The 15,605-nt window shown below is 70.5% G+C and carries 10 protein-coding genes and 2 pseudogenes; 5 read left to right on the forward strand and 7 right to left on the reverse strand.

Annotated features, from left to right (window positions below):
• Nucleotides 1-89 precede the first annotated feature (89 nt).
• Nucleotides 90-272: pseudogene (locus ABD093_RS19720) on the reverse strand (glycosyltransferase family 2 protein); the annotation flags it as partial.
• Entirely contained in the window at nt 269-1,873 is a 1,605-nt protein-coding gene (locus ABD093_RS10195) for a tyrosine-protein kinase domain-containing protein (protein ID WP_343924234.1), read from the reverse strand. The pseudogene ABD093_RS19720 and the gene ABD093_RS10195, both read right to left, overlap by 4 nt.
• 224 nt (nt 1,874-2,097) lie before the next feature.
• Here ABD093_RS10195 and ABD093_RS19725 point away from each other — a divergent pair.
• A pseudogene (locus ABD093_RS19725) lies at nt 2,098-2,388 on the forward strand (glycosyltransferase family 2 protein); the annotation flags it as partial.
• A gap of 15 nt (nt 2,389-2,403) precedes the next feature.
• Here ABD093_RS19725 and ABD093_RS10200 read toward each other — a convergent pair.
• From ABD093_RS10200 to ABD093_RS10210, 3 genes are all read right to left on the reverse strand, one after another.
• Nucleotides 2,404-2,967 carry a hypothetical protein gene (locus tag ABD093_RS10200; RefSeq protein WP_343924236.1) on the reverse strand — a complete coding sequence of 188 codons (564 nt, stop codon included), beginning with the start codon at nt 2,965-2,967 and terminating at the stop codon, nt 2,404-2,406.
• A 76-nt stretch (nt 2,968-3,043) separates the two neighbouring features.
• Nucleotides 3,044-4,795 (reverse strand): pyruvate dehydrogenase, encoded by a 1,752-nt coding sequence (locus tag ABD093_RS10205; protein ID WP_343924238.1) that lies wholly within the window; start codon nt 4,793-4,795, stop codon nt 3,044-3,046.
• Between the two features lie 109 nt (nt 4,796-4,904).
• Nucleotides 4,905-5,366, reverse strand: coding sequence for a glutaredoxin family protein (locus ABD093_RS10210; protein WP_343924240.1), 462 nt, complete (start codon nt 5,364-5,366; stop codon nt 4,905-4,907).
• A gap of 195 nt (nt 5,367-5,561) precedes the next feature.
• On the opposite strand from ABD093_RS10210, the gene ABD093_RS10215 reads away from it, so the two are divergent.
• Nucleotides 5,562-9,512: an endo-alpha-N-acetylgalactosaminidase family protein gene (locus ABD093_RS10215; RefSeq protein WP_343924242.1), complete on the forward strand. Its 3,951-nt coding sequence runs from the start codon at nt 5,562-5,564 to the stop codon at nt 9,510-9,512.
• 56 nt (nt 9,513-9,568) lie between these two features.
• Here ABD093_RS10215 and ABD093_RS10220 read toward each other — a convergent pair whose 3' ends face one another.
• Nucleotides 9,569-10,891, reverse strand: coding sequence for a hemolysin family protein (locus ABD093_RS10220; protein ID WP_343924244.1), 1,323 nt, complete (start codon nt 10,889-10,891; stop codon nt 9,569-9,571).
• Nucleotides 10,892-11,226: 335 nt separating this feature from the next.
• A complete protein-coding gene (locus tag ABD093_RS10225; RefSeq protein ID WP_343924246.1) occupies nt 11,227-12,225 on the reverse strand; it encodes a serine hydrolase domain-containing protein in 999 nt (332 codons plus the stop codon).
• A 207-nt stretch (nt 12,226-12,432) separates the two neighbouring features.
• Here ABD093_RS10225 and ABD093_RS10230 point away from each other — a divergent pair, with 207 nt between their 5' ends.
• The 3 genes from ABD093_RS10230 to ABD093_RS10240 are packed head-to-tail and all read left to right on the forward strand — an operon-like array spanning nt 12,433 to nt 15,595.
• On the forward strand, nt 12,433-13,542 hold the full coding sequence (locus ABD093_RS10230) for an efflux RND transporter periplasmic adaptor subunit (RefSeq protein WP_343924248.1): 1,110 nt from the start codon (nt 12,433-12,435) through the stop codon (nt 13,540-13,542).
• Nucleotides 13,536-14,333: an ABC transporter ATP-binding protein gene (locus tag ABD093_RS10235; RefSeq protein WP_404801940.1), complete on the forward strand. Its 798-nt coding sequence runs from the start codon at nt 13,536-13,538 to the stop codon at nt 14,331-14,333. The genes ABD093_RS10230 and ABD093_RS10235 overlap by 7 nt, the downstream gene beginning before the upstream one ends.
• A complete protein-coding gene (locus ABD093_RS10240; RefSeq protein WP_343924250.1) occupies nt 14,330-15,595 on the forward strand; it encodes an ABC transporter permease in 1,266 nt (421 codons plus the stop codon). Before ABD093_RS10235 ends, ABD093_RS10240 begins: the two co-directional genes overlap by 4 nt.
• The last annotated feature ends 10 nt before the right edge of the window (nt 15,596-15,605 follow it).

Consider the following 15,605-nt stretch of genomic DNA (forward strand, 5'->3'; position numbering starts at 1 on the left):
GGCTCGTCGGCGAGGACCGTCTCGGCGAGCGCCGCGAGCCCGGTGTTGACCGCGGCACCGAACCCGCCGTTGGTCTCTCGCCGGATCAGCTCGGTGCCAACGGGCAGATCATCAGCGGCCACCGGCACGGGCGTGGCGTCGTCGACGACGATCACTCGGGCGGGCCGGTCCGCGGCCGGGGCCTGGTCACCGCGCAGGGACTCGAGCAGCGGGAGCACGGGCCGGATGCTTCCGTGCACGGGGATCACGACCCCGAGCTGCCCGAGGCTCACTCCGCATCCCGGTTCGGGGCTGCGCGACGCCCTCGGGCGCTGCGCAGCTCGCCGGTGTCCTCGAGGTTCGCGTCGGAACCGGAATCGGTGACCACATGCGCCGCCCCGACGGAGGTGAGGGGCTCAGCAGGACCGCCTGCCTGTTCGACGTCCACCTCGTCGTCGCTGTCCGGCACCACTGTCGCCGTGTCATAGCCGGTGGCGGCTCCGTAGCCGTACTTGCCATAGGAGGCGTACCCGTACTCGGCGTCGCCATAGGCGAGGCGGGTGAAACGGCTGCTGGAGGCGCGGTTCATGACCACGCCGTACACCTTGGCACTGACCCCCCGGATCGCCTCGACCGATCGGGTCAGGCCGAAGGAGCGGGTCTGCCCGGGCACAGCGACCAGGATCGCGCCGTCGGCATGGCGGGCCAGCAGCTGAGCGTCGGTCACGGCGAGCACCGGCGGGGCATCGATGATCACGAAGTAGGACCGGGAGAGCTCCTCGATGAGCTCCTTCATGCGGCGCGAACCGAGCAGCTCGGACGGGTTCGGCGGCACCTGCCCGGCCGGGAGCAGCGACAGCAGCTGCGTGGAGGACGGCTGCACCGCGTCCTCGAGGCTCACCGAGGCGGCGAGCAGCTGGGACAGGCCCACCGCACCGTCCACCCCGAACTGGTCGGCCACCATCGGGCGGCGCAGGTCGGCATCGATCAGCAGGGTGGGCTGCCCGGCGCGAGCCATCACGCGGGCGAGGTTGCCGGCCACGATGGACTTGCCCTCGCCGGGGGCGCTCGAGGTGACCACGATCGAATGCGGAGGTGCGTCCACATCGACGTAGCGCAGGTTCGTGCGGAGCTTGCGGATGGCCTCGCGGGCCCCGAACGTCTTGGGGTCCGGCAGCGTGCCGTTCTTCGCTCGGCCCAGCTCCTTGACGTCCGGCAGGGTGCCCAGCAGCGGAAGATCCACTGCCTCGGCGATGTCGTCCGCCGTACGGATCCGCGAATCGTTGCGGTCACGCAGCCAGGCCACGGCGAGCGCGATCAGAAGACCGGCAGCGGCCCCTGCGGCCAGGAACCGGAGGCGATCCGGGGACTCCGGCGCACCCGGCAGCACCGCGTTCTGGTACGTGGCCAGCTGCACGCTGACCGCGGCGTCCTCGTTGCCACCGGTCTCCAACGTGCGAGCCTCGTCAGCGGTGGCTTCGACTGCGGCGTTCGCGATGTCGGAGGCCTCCTGGGCGGAGCCGGCAAAAGCGGTCACCGTGATGATCGGGGCATTCGGGTCCAGCTGCGTCTGCAGGGAACCGGCGACGGCATCCGGGCTTGCCTGCAGCCCGAGATCATCCACGATGGACTGCCCCACCGCACGGGTGTTGAACAGCGGCAGGTAGGACTGCGCCTTGCTGTACTGGAACTGCATGTTCCCGCTGGCCTGCTGGATCGGGTTGCCGGCCTCGTCGGTCTGCGAACTCGCGGAGACGTACCCGAGCGCGCTGGCGGAGTACACCTCAGGCTTGCTGAAGGAGAACCCGAAGCCCGCAGCTGCGCCGAGCGCGACGCCGAGAATGAGCAGGAACAGGTTGCGCAGGAGCAGCCTGAGGAAGTCTTCGATCGTCACCAGCACACACCGTTCACGACGCAGGAGGGGGTCCCTGTCATCGTAGGCGAGCGTCGCAGACGTTTGCCCGGATTGTCCTGCGCGCAGGGTCACGACTTGGGCATATGTTCAGGAGCTGAGCCGCTACTCACGGGTAAGCGGCGGCGGGTCCCCTCCCCGGCCACCGGCGACCCCGTGCTGCCTCCGGGCTCGGCCACCCGCGTCTCGACCATAGGATCACGGACATGGACAGCCCCCGGCTTTTCTCCGTCGTCATCCCGACGTTGCAGCGCTCGGACGACCTGCACTCCATCGTCGACCAGTGCACCCGTCACCCTCTCGTGCTCGAAGTGCTGGTGATCAACAATGCGGTCGAGCCGCTCTCCTGGGACTCTCCCAGAGTGCGCGTCCTGGACCAGGGCGGGAACATCTTCGTGAACCCGGCGTGGAACCTCGGCGCACGTGAGGCACAAGGGGAGTTTCTGGCGATCATCAACGATGACATCCGTTTCGAGGACGACGCCCTCACCCATGCACATCGTGCTCTTCGGTCAGGCGTGTTCGGGATCATCGGCCCCGCGCAAGACAGCTTCAACACCCCCCAGCACGGCCGCGGTCTCCGGGGGCAGCGGGGCGGCGTAGGGGGTGAGCACGTCGTCCTGGACGACCGCCGCCGGGACGCCTGCCTCCAGGGCCCATTCGTGGACCAGATGGCCCACGCCGAGGTGCCAGCCCAGCGTGATCACGGAGGTGATGCCGGCGCCCTCGAGCGCGACGGCCGGGTCCAGGACGGACTCATGCCGCCACTCGGGGCCGGCGACCTCGTCCAGATCGGTCCCGGCGCGCGTCAGCACCATCGCCGGTCCATGCATATAGGGCAGGGCGGCGACCAGGCCCTCCGGGGTGGCGCCCGCGGGGAGATCGACGCCGAGCAGCACACGACCGGTCGCGTCGGCCTCACCGTCACGGGTGTGCAGGACGTACCCGCTCTGAGCCGCCAGCGGGCGCAACAGGCGCAGAGCCCGACGACCCTCCTCATGGACCCCCGGGGCACGCCGCCGGGTGGACCTCCACTCCTGCCAGCGCTCCAGGCTGCGCGGATGGATCAACGCCATGGTGCGGCACCCTTTCGTGGACGAACGACCCCGAGCGTCCAGCATTCCACAGCATGAGCCCATAACCGGGGCAGCCTCACCGGGGCATGTTGCGGAGGTTCGTCGCCGCCATGTCCAGCATCTTGCCCACGCCGCCGCCGAGCACGATCTTCGTCGACGCCTGGGCGAAGCCGCGGATCTGCTGGGCGGTGATCTTCGGGGGCATCGAGAGCGCGTCGGGGTCGGTGACCACGTCGATCAGCATCGGGCCCGGGGTGGCGAGGGCGTCGGCCAGCTGCTTCCTGAGCTTCTTGGGGTCGGTGATGCGCACGGAGCCGATGCCCACGCCCTTCGCGATCGCCGCGAAGTCCACCTGCTCGTGGTCGGTGCCGTAGTCCGGCAGGCCCTCCACGAGCATCTCGAGCTTGACCATGCCGAGGCTGGAGTTGTTGAAGACGACGATCTTGGTATTCAGGTCGTGCAGCTTCACGGTCAGCAGCTCGCCCATCAGCATGCCGAGGCCGCCGTCGCCGCTCATCGAGATCACCTGGCGCTGCGGGAACGCCTTCGAGGCACCGATGGCCTGCGGGAGGGCGTTGGCCATGGTGCCGTGGTGCCAGGAGCCGAACAGGCGGCGCCTCCCGTTGGGGGTGATGTAGCGGGCGCCCCACACGTTGCACATGCCCGTGTCCACGGTGAACACGGCGTCGTCATCGGCCAGGGAATCCAGCGTCGCGGCCACGAACTCGGGATGGATGGGCTTCATGCGCTCCACGTTCTTCGTGTAGGCGGAGACCACGCCGGTGAGCGCCTTGTGGTGCGCCTTGAGCATCCTGTGCAGGAAGCGGTGGCTCTTGGTGCTGGTCAGCAGGGGCAGCACGGCCTGCAGGGTGAGCGCCACGTCGCCGTGGATCGCGAGGTCCAGCGGCACCCGCCGGCCCAGCCGGGACGCCTCGGCATCGATCTGCACGATCTTCGGGGGGTTCTTCCCGTCGGGCCCGGGCAGGAACTCGCTGTACGGGAAGTCGGTGCCCAGCAGGATCACCAGATCGGCCTCGTGCATCGCGTCGTAGCAGGCGCCGTAGCCGAGCAGGCCGCTCATGCCCACGTCGTACGGGTTGTCGTACTGCATGAACTCCTTGCCGCCGAAGGCGTGCCCGATCGGCGCCTTGGCCCGCTCGGCGAGCTCGAGCACCTCCTCGCGCGCATCGCGCACCCCGGCCCCCGTGAACAGGGTGACGCTCTCGGCCGCGTCGATCAGCTCGGCGAGCCGGCCGACGGGGGCCGCTGCGGGCTGGACGCGGCCGAGGTCGGTGGCGAGGTCCTTGGTGAGCGGGCCGTCGACCTCCTCGTCGGCGACGTCGCCCGGCAGCACGAGCACGGAGACGCCGCTCTTGGCGATCGCGGTCTGCACGGCGATGTGGAGCATGGTGGTGCCATGGGCTCCGGAGTTGACCATCTCGCAGAAGTGGGAGCACTCCTGGAACAGGATCTCGGGGTGGGTCTCCTGGAAGAAGCCGGTGCCGATCTTGGCCGAGGGGATGTGGGAGGCGATGGCGAGCACCGGAGCCCCATCGCGGTGCGCGTCGTACAGGCCCTGGATCATGTGGGTGTTGCCAGGGCCGCAGGAGCCCGCGCACACGGCGAGCTTCCCGGTGAGCCGAGCCTCGGCGCCGGCGGCGAAGGCCCCGGCCTCCTCATTGCGCACATGCACCCACTCGATGCCTTCGGTGGTGCGCACGGCGTCGACGACGGGGTTCAGGGAATCGCCGACCACCCCGTAGATCCGTTCGACACCGAGGTCACGGAGCTGGGTGACGAGGAGCTGGGCGAAGGACATGCGGGGCATCGGGGACCTCCTGGAGATGAGTCAGCCGGGCGGCACCCGGCACGGGCCAGTCCCCTCGAGCGTAGCCCTACAGGTGGGCGCGGCGACGGGCTTCGAGGCAGGAGCCTTCTCACCGCCGCCCGGGGCGCTCCACGGCTGCAGCCGCATTCAGGGCCGCGCGCAGCTCGTGAGCGGACGGATTGCGCAGCACGTCCTCGCCGAGCAGCACGGTGGGCGTGAGCTCGTCGCCGCCGTTCACGGCCCGCACCTGGGCGTTGGCCTGCTCGTCCCGCCACACGTTCACCCAGGTCACGCGAGGGTCCGAGCGGATCTGCAGCAGCAGCCGCTCACAGTAGACGCACCCCGGCTTCCACAGCACCACCGCGCATCCCGCGGCGAGGTCCTCCGCGGCCCGGGGCCATGGTGTGTGGCGGCCGCGCCGAGCGGACCAGAAGGTCAGTCCGAGGACCACGACCACCGCGACCACCCCGGTCAGCACGCCCGCCCGCAGGTCCTCGAGTCCGAGCACCACGGCGACCACGACGACGCCGCCCAGTCCCACAGCGAGGCTGCTGAGCGTGCGCCGGTCCATGGAGCCACCCTACGACGGGGCAGCGGGACAGCGGTCCGACGAAAAACGTTTAGCCTGATGTGCGGGAACCGGCCCCTCGTGACCCCGGAGCATGCATAGTGGTCAGCGGAAGCACCTGGAAACGCTCAGAGTCGATCACATCCCGGAGTCGTCCGAGCGGTCCGCCCCCGCCCGTTCCGCCCCCGAAAGGCTCCGATGACGCGCCGATCGTCCTCCGTCCCCGCGACCGATCCCCAGCAGGATCCCCCGTCCTTCTCCTCTCCGCCCTCCTCGCTCTCCTCGCGTCGGACCGCTCCCCCGCGCGGCCCCCGTCGGCCGGTGCGAACGCTCGTCCTCGGCGCCGCCGTCACGCTCCTCGCCCCGTTCTCCCTCGCCGCTCCGGCGGGCGCCGACCCCACCTATGTGCCGCTGCCGCAGAGTGCGATGTCGGTGATGGATGCGGATTCCGTCGAGGAGGGGAACCCCGCCTCGAACGTGCTGGACGGCGACGACTCCACGATGTGGCACACCGCGTGGAGCGAGAGCGTCGACGAGCTGCCCCACCACCTCTCGGTGCAGGTCTCCGAATCGCCGGTCGAGGTGGCGCGCGTGCGCCTGCAGCCCCGTCAGGACTCGAACGGCTCCGGCCGCATCGGCGACTACGAGATCCACACCTCCACCGATCCGGAGTGCGCGGACACCGCCTACACCAAGGCCGCCGAGGGCAGCTTCGACGGCGCCCTGGCCGACGCCACCACGGAGCGCACCATCACCCTGGACTCGCCCGTCGAGGCCAGCTGCGTGAAGGTGGTGTGGATCAGCTCCTGGGGCGGGAAGGCCGCTGATCCCGAGACGTCCCCGCCGGAGGAGGTCGCCTCCCTCGCCGAGCTCAACGTCGACGTGATCGGCGAGGCGGCCGATCCGGACCCGATCGTCGTGGACCCGCCGGAGGGCACCGTCGAGATCACGGACGCGGACCTCACGGTGCGCCTGCACCCCGACTTCCCGCAGGTCGTGGACTACACGCTCGGCGAGGGCAGCCTCGCCGGCCGCTACGGCGACGCCCGCACCTCCGTGGTGATCGACGACGTCCCCTACGACGTCGAGGTCACCGCTCCCGAGGTCTCCGAGGACGACCTCAGCGCCACCTACCACCTCACGGTCCCCGCGCTCGAGGGCACGAGCTTCGATGCGGTGATCTCCGTCGAGGACAGCACCATGACGTGGAAGCTCACGAACTTCGTCGATCCCGCCGGCGCGATCCACCGCCTCTCCATCCCGCGCCTGGACCTCGCCTCCGCCAACGGCACCGAGGCCGGCGCCCAGGTGGTGGGCGCGGATCTCTCCGCGGACCGTGACCGCAGCGGCGACCACATCTACGATCTCGCCTCCCTCGACGAGGGCACCGCGCTCGAGGACCCCTCGCACGTGGCGCTGATCGCCGGTGACCAGCTCGCCGCCGGGTTCGAGACCAACGCGGTCGAGGACAACACGGCCGGCGGCGCGACGGCGGGCCGCGTGCAGACCGACAACTCCCGCTACATCGTCGCGCTCGCCCAGGGCGACGGCGCCTCCTACGGCACCGTCTCGCCGGGCACCTTCGTGGTGCGCGGCTCCACCGCTGACCTCGGCCTCGGCGCCGACGCGGACCCGTTCGTGCGCGTGGCGCTGACCGCCGATGCGAACGATGACGCCGCGCTGGACTGGCAGGACGCCGCGATCGCCGCCCGCGGCGTGCAGGAGGGTGTCGTGGGCGGAGATGCCGTGAAGAACGAGGTCATCAAGCGGATCCCATTCAACATCGTCTCCCAGGCCACGCACCCGTTCCTGCGCACGCTGGACGACACCAAAAGGGTGGCGCTGGCCACCGAGGGCCTGGGCCAGTCGGTCATGCTCAAGGGCTACCAGGCCGAGGGCCACGACTCCGCGCATCCCGACTACGCCGGCCACTACAACGAGCGCGCCGGCGGCCTCGCGGACCTCGAGACCCTCGCCGCGGCGGGCGAGGACTGGAACGCGACCTTCGGCGTGCACGTCAACGCCACCGAGTCGTACTCCGAGGCCTACGCCTTCTCCGACGACCTGCTCCAGCAGCCGCTGAAGAAGGGCTGGGGCTGGATGAACCAGTCCTATGCGATCGACGGCCCGAAGGACCTCGGCACCGGGAACGTGCTGGACCGCTTCCAGGATCTCCGCGACGAGGCTCCCGAGAACCTGACCTTCCTGTACATGGACGTGTACTACCCCAACGGCTGGGAGGGCCAGCGCCTCGCGCAGGAGCTGCAGGCGCAGGGCTGGTCGGTCTCCACCGAGTGGGCCGACAAGATGCCGCGTGCCTCGACCTGGTCGCACTGGGCGAACGACGAGAACTACGGCGGCTCCACCAACAAGGGCATCAACTCCCAGGTGATCCGGTTCCTCGACAACGACCGCAAGGACATCTGGAACCCGGACCCGCTGCTGTCCAACGCGAACGTGCAGGAGTTCGAGGGCTGGACCGGGCATCACGATGCGAACGCCTTCTTCGACACGGTGTGGCAGCGGAACCTGCCCACCAAGTACATGCAGCAGGCACCGATCATGCAGTGGGGAGACGGCGAGGTGGTGCTCGCCAACGGCACCGTCGCCACGTCGGACGTCGACTCCGTCGGCGGCACCGAGATCCCCACCGACCGCACCATCACCCACGGCGGCGCGACCGTCTACGAGGGCGGGACGTACCTGCTGCCCTGGTCCGATGGGGCGGCCGCCGACGGCGGCAGCTCGCAGGACGGTGCCGCCGCAGCGGGCACCGGCGGAAGCGGGGACCGGCTCTACCACTACAACCCCGACGGCGGGAGGACCACCTGGACCCTCACGCCCGAGTGGGCCGACCAGGGCTCCCTGGTCATGTACCCGCTCACGGACACCGGCCGCGGCGGTCGCATCACCGTGCCGGTCCGGAAGGGCCAGGTCACCCTCGAGGCGGAGGCGGGCACCGCCTACGTGCTGCACCCGACCTCGGACATGCCCGAGAAGGCCGCCCCGCAATGGGGCCAGGGCACGCCCGTCTCCGACCCGGGCTTCTTCTCAGGCACCCTCGACGCCTGGTCGCCCGAGGGCGCTGTCGAGATCGAGACTGACGAGAACCGCAACCTCCAGGCCGTGCTCGGCTCGGGTGCGGCGGGAATCTCCCAGCAGCTCCACGATCCGGCCGATGCGACGCAGGATCTTCCCGCCGGGACCTACAGCGCGTGGGCATCGGTGCAGATCGACCCCACGGACACCCGCGACGTGACCGTCTCGGCCACCGGTGACGGGGTCGTCCCCACCGCCCACCAGGCCGGTGAGGACGGGTCGGCGACCACCGCCGTCGACTCCTCGATGGCGGTCAACGCCACGGCGTCCGACGACAAGCACGGGCAGTACTTCCAGCGCGTGCGCGTCACCTTCACCACCGACGGCTCCCCCGTGACGCTCGCGGTCACCGCCGGCGCGGGCGAGAACGCCGTGCGGGTGGACGACGCCCGCGTGGTGCCCTTCGTGGCCCCAGAGGATGCGGACGCCACGGAGGAGACCGTGCTGTTCGAGGACTTCGAGAACGTGGACACCGGCTACTGGCCGTTCGTGACCGGCACCGCGGAGCTGGGCGGCGACGCCCGCACCCAGCTCGCCGAGCTGCACGCCCCGTACTCGCAGGCCGGCTGGTACGGCCCGAACGCCGACGGGGACGTGGTCGAGGGCGGCAAGCTGCTGGACAACGTGCTGGACGGCGACTGGTCGCTGATGGCCCACGAGGAGAACGAGGGCCTGATCCTGCGCACCACCACGGGCTCGCTGCCGCTCGAGGCCGGTCACCGCTACCGGGTCTCCTTCGACCACCAGACCAGCTTCGACGGCTCCTACAACCTGATCGTGGGCGGGGACTCCCTCGCCGCGCCGGGCGAGGAGCCCGCCGTCACCACCCTGGAGCGCGCAGCGATCCCGCAGGCGCGCGGCGTCGACGCCCGCTTCGAGCACGAGTTCACCGCCGGGGCCTGCGATGCGACCTGGATCGGGATCGAGAACGTGGGCAGCGGCCCGCAGAACGACCTCGTGCTCGACAACCTGCGGGTCGAGGACCTCGGTGCGGCCGACGAGGCGGGTTCCGCCCCCGAGTGCGCCGAGGCGGAGGCGCCGACGGAGTGACGAGCAAGCCGGGATGGGGCGTCCACCGCCAGAACAGCGGTGGGCGCCCCGGTCGATCAGGCCGTCTCGGAAGGTGCCTCCGTCGCCGGGGCGTCGCGCACCAGGCGCACCCGCTGCACGCGGCGCTCGTCGACCTCCACCACGTCGAGGCGGCCGCCGTCGACCTGGACCACGTCTCCGGCCACGGGGATCCTGCCCAGGCTCGCCATGATGAATCCGCCGACGGTCTCGTAGCCGCCAGTGTCCGGCAGCTCGATCTCCGTCGCCGCCTCGAACTCCTGCAGGATCAGCCCGCCGTCGAGGGTGCCGTCGCCCTCGACGATCCGGTCGAGCCCGCCGGGTTCCGGCCAGGACTCGAGGTCGAACTCGTCGTAGATCTCGCCCACCAGCTCCTCCAGCAGGTCCTCGAGGGTGACGATGCCGTCGGTGCCGCCGTACTCGTCGACCACCACGGCGATCTGGTCGGCATGGGCGCGCATCCTGTTCAGCGCCTGGAGCACCTCGACGGTTCCGGGGATGTGCTCGATCGGACGCGCGAGATCCGCCATCCGGGTGGCCGTGAGGTCGTCGACCAGCAGCAGGTCGCGCACGTGGACGAAGCCGAGGATGTCGTCGACGTCCTCACCGGTGACGGGATAGCGGGAGTAGCCGGTGTCGCGGATCTCGGCGCGCACCTCGGCCACGGTGTCGGTGCCCGCGAGGAAGTGCACCTGATGCCGGGGGCGCATGACCTCCACGACCGTGCGCTCGGAGGCGTCGAAGACGTCGGCCAGCACGCGGGACTCCGCATGGTCGAGCGCCTCGGAGCTGCGCACCATCGACCGGATCTCCTCGGCGGAGACGGACTCGCGGTTCGCGTGCGGATCACCGCCCAGCAGGCGCACCACCACATTGGTGGAGGTGGACAGCAGCCAGATCACCGGGCGCATGGCCGTGCCGAACAGGCTCAGCGGCGGGCCCACGACCTTGGCCACGCCCATCGCGTTCTGCATGGCCAGACGCTTGGGGGCGAGCTCGCCCAGCACCAGCGAGAGGTACGCGATCACCAGGGTCATCCCGATCAGGGCAGCGGTGCTCGCCGTCGATTCCGGCAGGCCGAAGCCCACCAGGACCGGGGCCAGGGAGGGGGCGATCGTGGAGGCGCCGTAGGCGGAGGAGAAGAAGCCCGCGACCGTCACGCCGATCTGCACGGCCGAGAGGAACTGGTTGGGGTCGCGCACCAGCGTCGCGGTGCGCTCGCCGCGGGGCCCCTCCTCCTCCAGCTGCTTGATCTGCGATTCCCGCAGGTTGACGATCGCCATCTCGGTGCCCGCGAACACGCCGCCGATGAGCACGAAGAGCAGCACGAGGGCGACGTTCAGCAGAACGGAAGGATCCATGGCTCAAAACTACCGGTCGCGCCTGCGAGCATCCGGACGCCACCCGTCGCCCCGGCGATCCGCCAGCCCCGGCGATCCGCCAGCCCGGTGCTCCGGCGCTACAGTGCCTCGGTCATCCGCCGGCCCAGTGCTCCGGTGATCTACCGATCCGCCGATCCGAGTACGAACATTTGTCGCTGGGCGTGGGCTCACGTCCACATAGCCGCTGAGCCAACGCTGGGGACCGAAAGTTCGTACAGCTGGACGGCCCGCGGCGCGCAGCTGGCGACCCGCGGCGCGCAGCGTCGGCGGCTTCCCGTTGACGGCCACCGGCTCCCAGCGGGGCGACCGGCGGCTCAGAGCAGGGGCAGCAGGTCCTGCCAGACGGCGCGCATGATCTCTGCGGCGCCCCGACCCTCCAGGTGCGAGGTGATCGTGATGACGGCGTCCTGCTGCGGGAGCACCAGGATCAGCTGGCCGTAGGCGCCGTCGGCCCGCCAGGCGCCGTCGGGCGTGCACTGCCAGATCCCGTAGCCGTAGTGGACGCTCTCGGGCTCGGCGTCCCCGGTGGTGACCCAGGCGTCGTCGGCGTGCATCGCGTCGATCCACGCCGCCGGAACGAGCTGAGCACCGTCGTGCTCGCCGCGCTGCAGCAGCACTCGGCCGATCCGCGCCAGCTGCCAGCTCTTGAGGTGCAGGCCCGTCGCGCCCCAGCTGTGCCCGTCGCGAGTGGTGTGCCACTGCGGGTTGGGCAGGCCCAGCGGCTCGAACAGCCGCGGCATCAGCCAGTCGCGCATGCTCTGCCCCGTGCGTTCGCTGATGACGCGGGAGAGCAGGAAGATCGAACCGTTGGAGTACTCCCAGCGCTCCCCCGGTTCCGCGATCAGGTCGGTCCCGAGGAACAGGGCGGTGAGGTCCTCGTGGTCGCGGTGCTCGTCGAGGAAGCCGAGGATCGGGGAGCCGGAGGTCATCGTCAGCAGATGCCGAAGGCGCACCTGGTCCATGCCGCGGCCGTAGCCGCCTGCCGGGGCGGGGAGGTGGTCCACCACGAGGTCCTCGACGTCGAGCAGCCCCTCCCCGGCGGCGATGCCCACAGCGAGCGCGGTGACCGTCTTGGAGCAGGAGTAGATGTTCTCGACCGTGTCGTCCATGAAGCGGTGCGAGACGTCCTCGCGGCCGGCGCGGTGCACGTGGATCGCCCGCACGCCGAGGTCCCGCTCGATGATCCGCTGGCGCAGCGGGAGCAGCAGCATCTCGTCGCCGATCCCCGCGGGGTTCACCGCCTGCGCGGCGGGAGCTGCAGGAGCGGTCTTCGCAGGAGGGGTCACGGGGCTGGCGGCATCGGCGGGGCTCATGCGTCGACCCTATGGCGCGCTGGGCTCGCCGTCATCGGTGGTCCAGAATCCGCAGTACAGCGGCAGATCGATACCTGAGGCGGATACTGGGGCCACGAAATCAGGCAAGAATAGGAAAAGTCGTCGGCCCGCCGGCTCGGCCCGCAGACGACGCACCTTCCCCGAACCTCCTCTCGGCGCCGTCGCCGACCCGAACGAAAGGCGCCCATGGACGCCCTCCGTCGCTATGTCTTCCCCCTGATCTGGATGCTGATCCTCGCGGTCATCGCCCTGGCCCTCGCCCGCATGGCATTCTTCCCCGCCGATGCCTCCGGCGCAGCGGAGGATCCCGACGTCCCCACCGCCGAGTTCGACCAGTACGCGGTGGTGTCCGTCGAGACGTCGGACATCGCCTCGGAGCTGGCGCTCCCCGCCACGGTCCAGCCCGATGAGGGCACCGAGCTGAAGGCGACCGACGAGGGCGAGATCAACAAGATCTGGGCCCGTGAGGGCGACACCGTCGTGAAGGGGCAGCGCATCCTGCAGGTGCGTGTCCCCGAGGAGCCCGCACCGGTCGACGTCCCGCCCGAGATGCCCGCCGAGGGGACGACCGACGGGGCGACCGGCGGGGACGGGACCGACGAGGGAGGCCCGGAGCCCGTCGAGCAGCCGGCGCCGCAGCCGGAGCAGACCGAGCAGCAGTACCGGTACCTCACCCTGTACGCCAACGCCCCCGGGAAGATCACGGGCCTCACCCTCGAGGAGTGGGAGTCCATCGCCACCGGTGACGTCGTGGCCACGATCTCTCCCGGGACCTACTCGATCGTCGCCGAGCTGACCCCGGAGCAGCAGCTCTCCCTGCTCGACGTGGACATCGACGCCTCCGCGATCCTCCCCACCGCCGCCGATCCGGTGCACTGCAAGGCCCCCGGCATCACCGAGGACGCCGAGGTCGCCAAGCCCGAAGCCCCCCAGATCGATCCGATGACCGGCGAGGAGACCACCTCGAGCGTCTCCTCCGCCCAGCTGGAGTGCCCCGTCCCCGAGGGAACCCGGATCGTCCCCGGCCTGAGCGTCGAGGTGACCGTGAAGCTCGGCTCCGCGACCGATGTCCTCACCGTTCCCACCACCGCTGCCGAGGGCACGGGAGAGACCGGCACCGTGTACATGCTCGACGAGGCCACCGGCGAGCCGACCCCCGTCGAGGTCACCCTCGGCCTGCGCGGCGACGGGGTCGTCGAGATCACCGAGGGCCTCGAGGAGGGCCAGGAGATCCTCCAGTTCGTGCCCGGCGTGGACAACCCCGATGACGGCATGGGCGGCGGTGAGATGTGGTGAGCACGCCAGCTCCCCTGCTCGAGCTGCGCGAGCTGCGCCGCTCGGTGCGCCTGCCCAGCCGGGAGGACCTCCACATCCTGCGCGGCATCGACCTGACGGTGCATGCCGGTGACCACGTCGCCGTCGTCGGCCGCTCCGGATCGGGCAAGTCCACCCTGCTGAACCTGCTGGGCCTGATCGACCGTCAGACCAGCGGCGAGCTGCTGTTCGACGGCGCCGACGTGTCCCGCCTCGGCGACCGCCGACGGGCCCGCCTGCGGGGAGCCTCCATCGGCTTCGTGTTCCAGCAGTTCAACCTGCTGGATCGCCGCACCGCCCTGGAGAACGTGATGATGCCGCTGATGTACGGCAGCGCCGGGCAGTTCTGGCGTCGGGAGCGCCTCGCCCGGGAGATGCTCGACCGGGTGGGTCTGGCCGACCGCGCGGACCAGCAGCCCAGCCGCCTCTCCGGCGGTGAGCAGCAGCGGGTCGCCGTGGCCCGCGCCCTGGTGCGCAGGCCGCGGCTGATCCTCGCCGACGAGCCCACCGGGGCCCTCGACGTCACCACGGGCGAGGCCGTCATGGCGCTGCTGGACGAGATCGCGCGGGAGTCCGACGCCGCGCTCGTGACCATCACCCACGACCTCCAGGTCGCCGCCCTCTCGCGGCGCTCCTACCTGCTGGACGAGGGGGTGCTGAACGACGTCGGCAGCACCGGGGCGCAGGATGCGCTCTCGGCGACCGTCGGCATCCGCGCCGGGCGCGAGGCGGTCGCCGCTGCCGGCGCCTCCCACCAGGAGGTCCAGGCATGACCGGGTTCCTCGCCTCGATCGTCGAGGCCTATGGCGAACTGCGCGTGAACAAGGGCCGCATCCTGCTGTCCCTCATCGGTGTGGCCTTCTCCGTGTTCGCCCTGACGGCGGTCATGGGGGCCGGCGGCATGCTCGGCGGCGCCCTGCAGCAGTCGATGGAGAAGAGCGGCGGTCGCGATACCGTGCTCTCGATCCAGTCGATGGGCGACATGACCTACGAGATGGACGAGTTCGGCAACGAGAACATCACGTCCTCCGGCCAGCAGGACGAGGTCACCGGCCCGGAGCTCGATGAGTTCGTGTTCGAGCAGATCGATCGGCTCGGCATCGAGCATCGCACCCGCCGCGCCTATTCGGACGTGCGGATCCAGACCACGCAAGGAGTGCAGACGTCTGCACTCAACGGCGTGGATCCCTCCTACGCGACGATGTACCGGATGCAGGTCGAGCGGGGCCGGTGGATCTCCGATTCCGACCAGCACCGTCTGGCACCGGCGCTGGTGGTGAACCAGCCCCTGTACGAGACCCTCGGCAGCCCGGAGCTGGGCACCGAGCCCGTCACCCTGTACGGGCCCACGGGTGCACAGGAGGCCGCGCAGGCGATCATCATCGGCGTGCTCCCCCCGGACGCCTCGACCGACTATGCCCCGCAGGCGTACATCGCGACCGACGGCCTGGCCGCAGTGCCCGGCTATGACGAGAACGCTCCGGCCGCGTCGGAGTACCTCGTGTGGGTGCCCCCGGAGCAGGCCGATGTCGTGCGCAGTCAGCTCGCCCGCGCCCTCTCGGGCGGTGGTGCCGGCAGTTTCGACGTGTATCCGACCTCGTTCGGCGTCGAGGAGATGTCGATCTACAAGGTCTTCGGCTACGCGATCGCCGGGGTCGCCGTGGTGATCCTGCTGCTGGGCGCGATGGGGCTCGTGAACATCTCGCTGGTCACCGTGCGCTACCGGGTGCGGGAGATCGGCATCCGTCGGTCCTACGGCGCCACCGGCGGCCGCGTGTTCTTCGGGGTGCTCATGGAGTCCGTGGTCGCCACCGTGCTGGCCGGCGTCGTCGGCGTGGGAGCAGCGGTCGCCCTGGTCAAGGCACCCTTCGTGACCGACTTCTTCCGGGAGCAGGGTCTCGTGGACATCCCGCCGTTCCCGGTGGACGCCGTGGTCGTGGGTCTGCTGGCCGCGACCGCGGTGGGCGTGCTCGCCGGCGCCCTGCCCGCCCTCATCGCGACCCGCATCAAGGTGATCGACGCGATCCGCAGCTGAGCGCGGGGAC

Origin of the sequence: Brachybacterium tyrofermentans, from assembly GCF_039526165.1 — a bacterium.
Taxonomy (GTDB): Bacteria; Actinomycetota; Actinomycetes; order Actinomycetales; family Dermabacteraceae; genus Brachybacterium; species Brachybacterium tyrofermentans.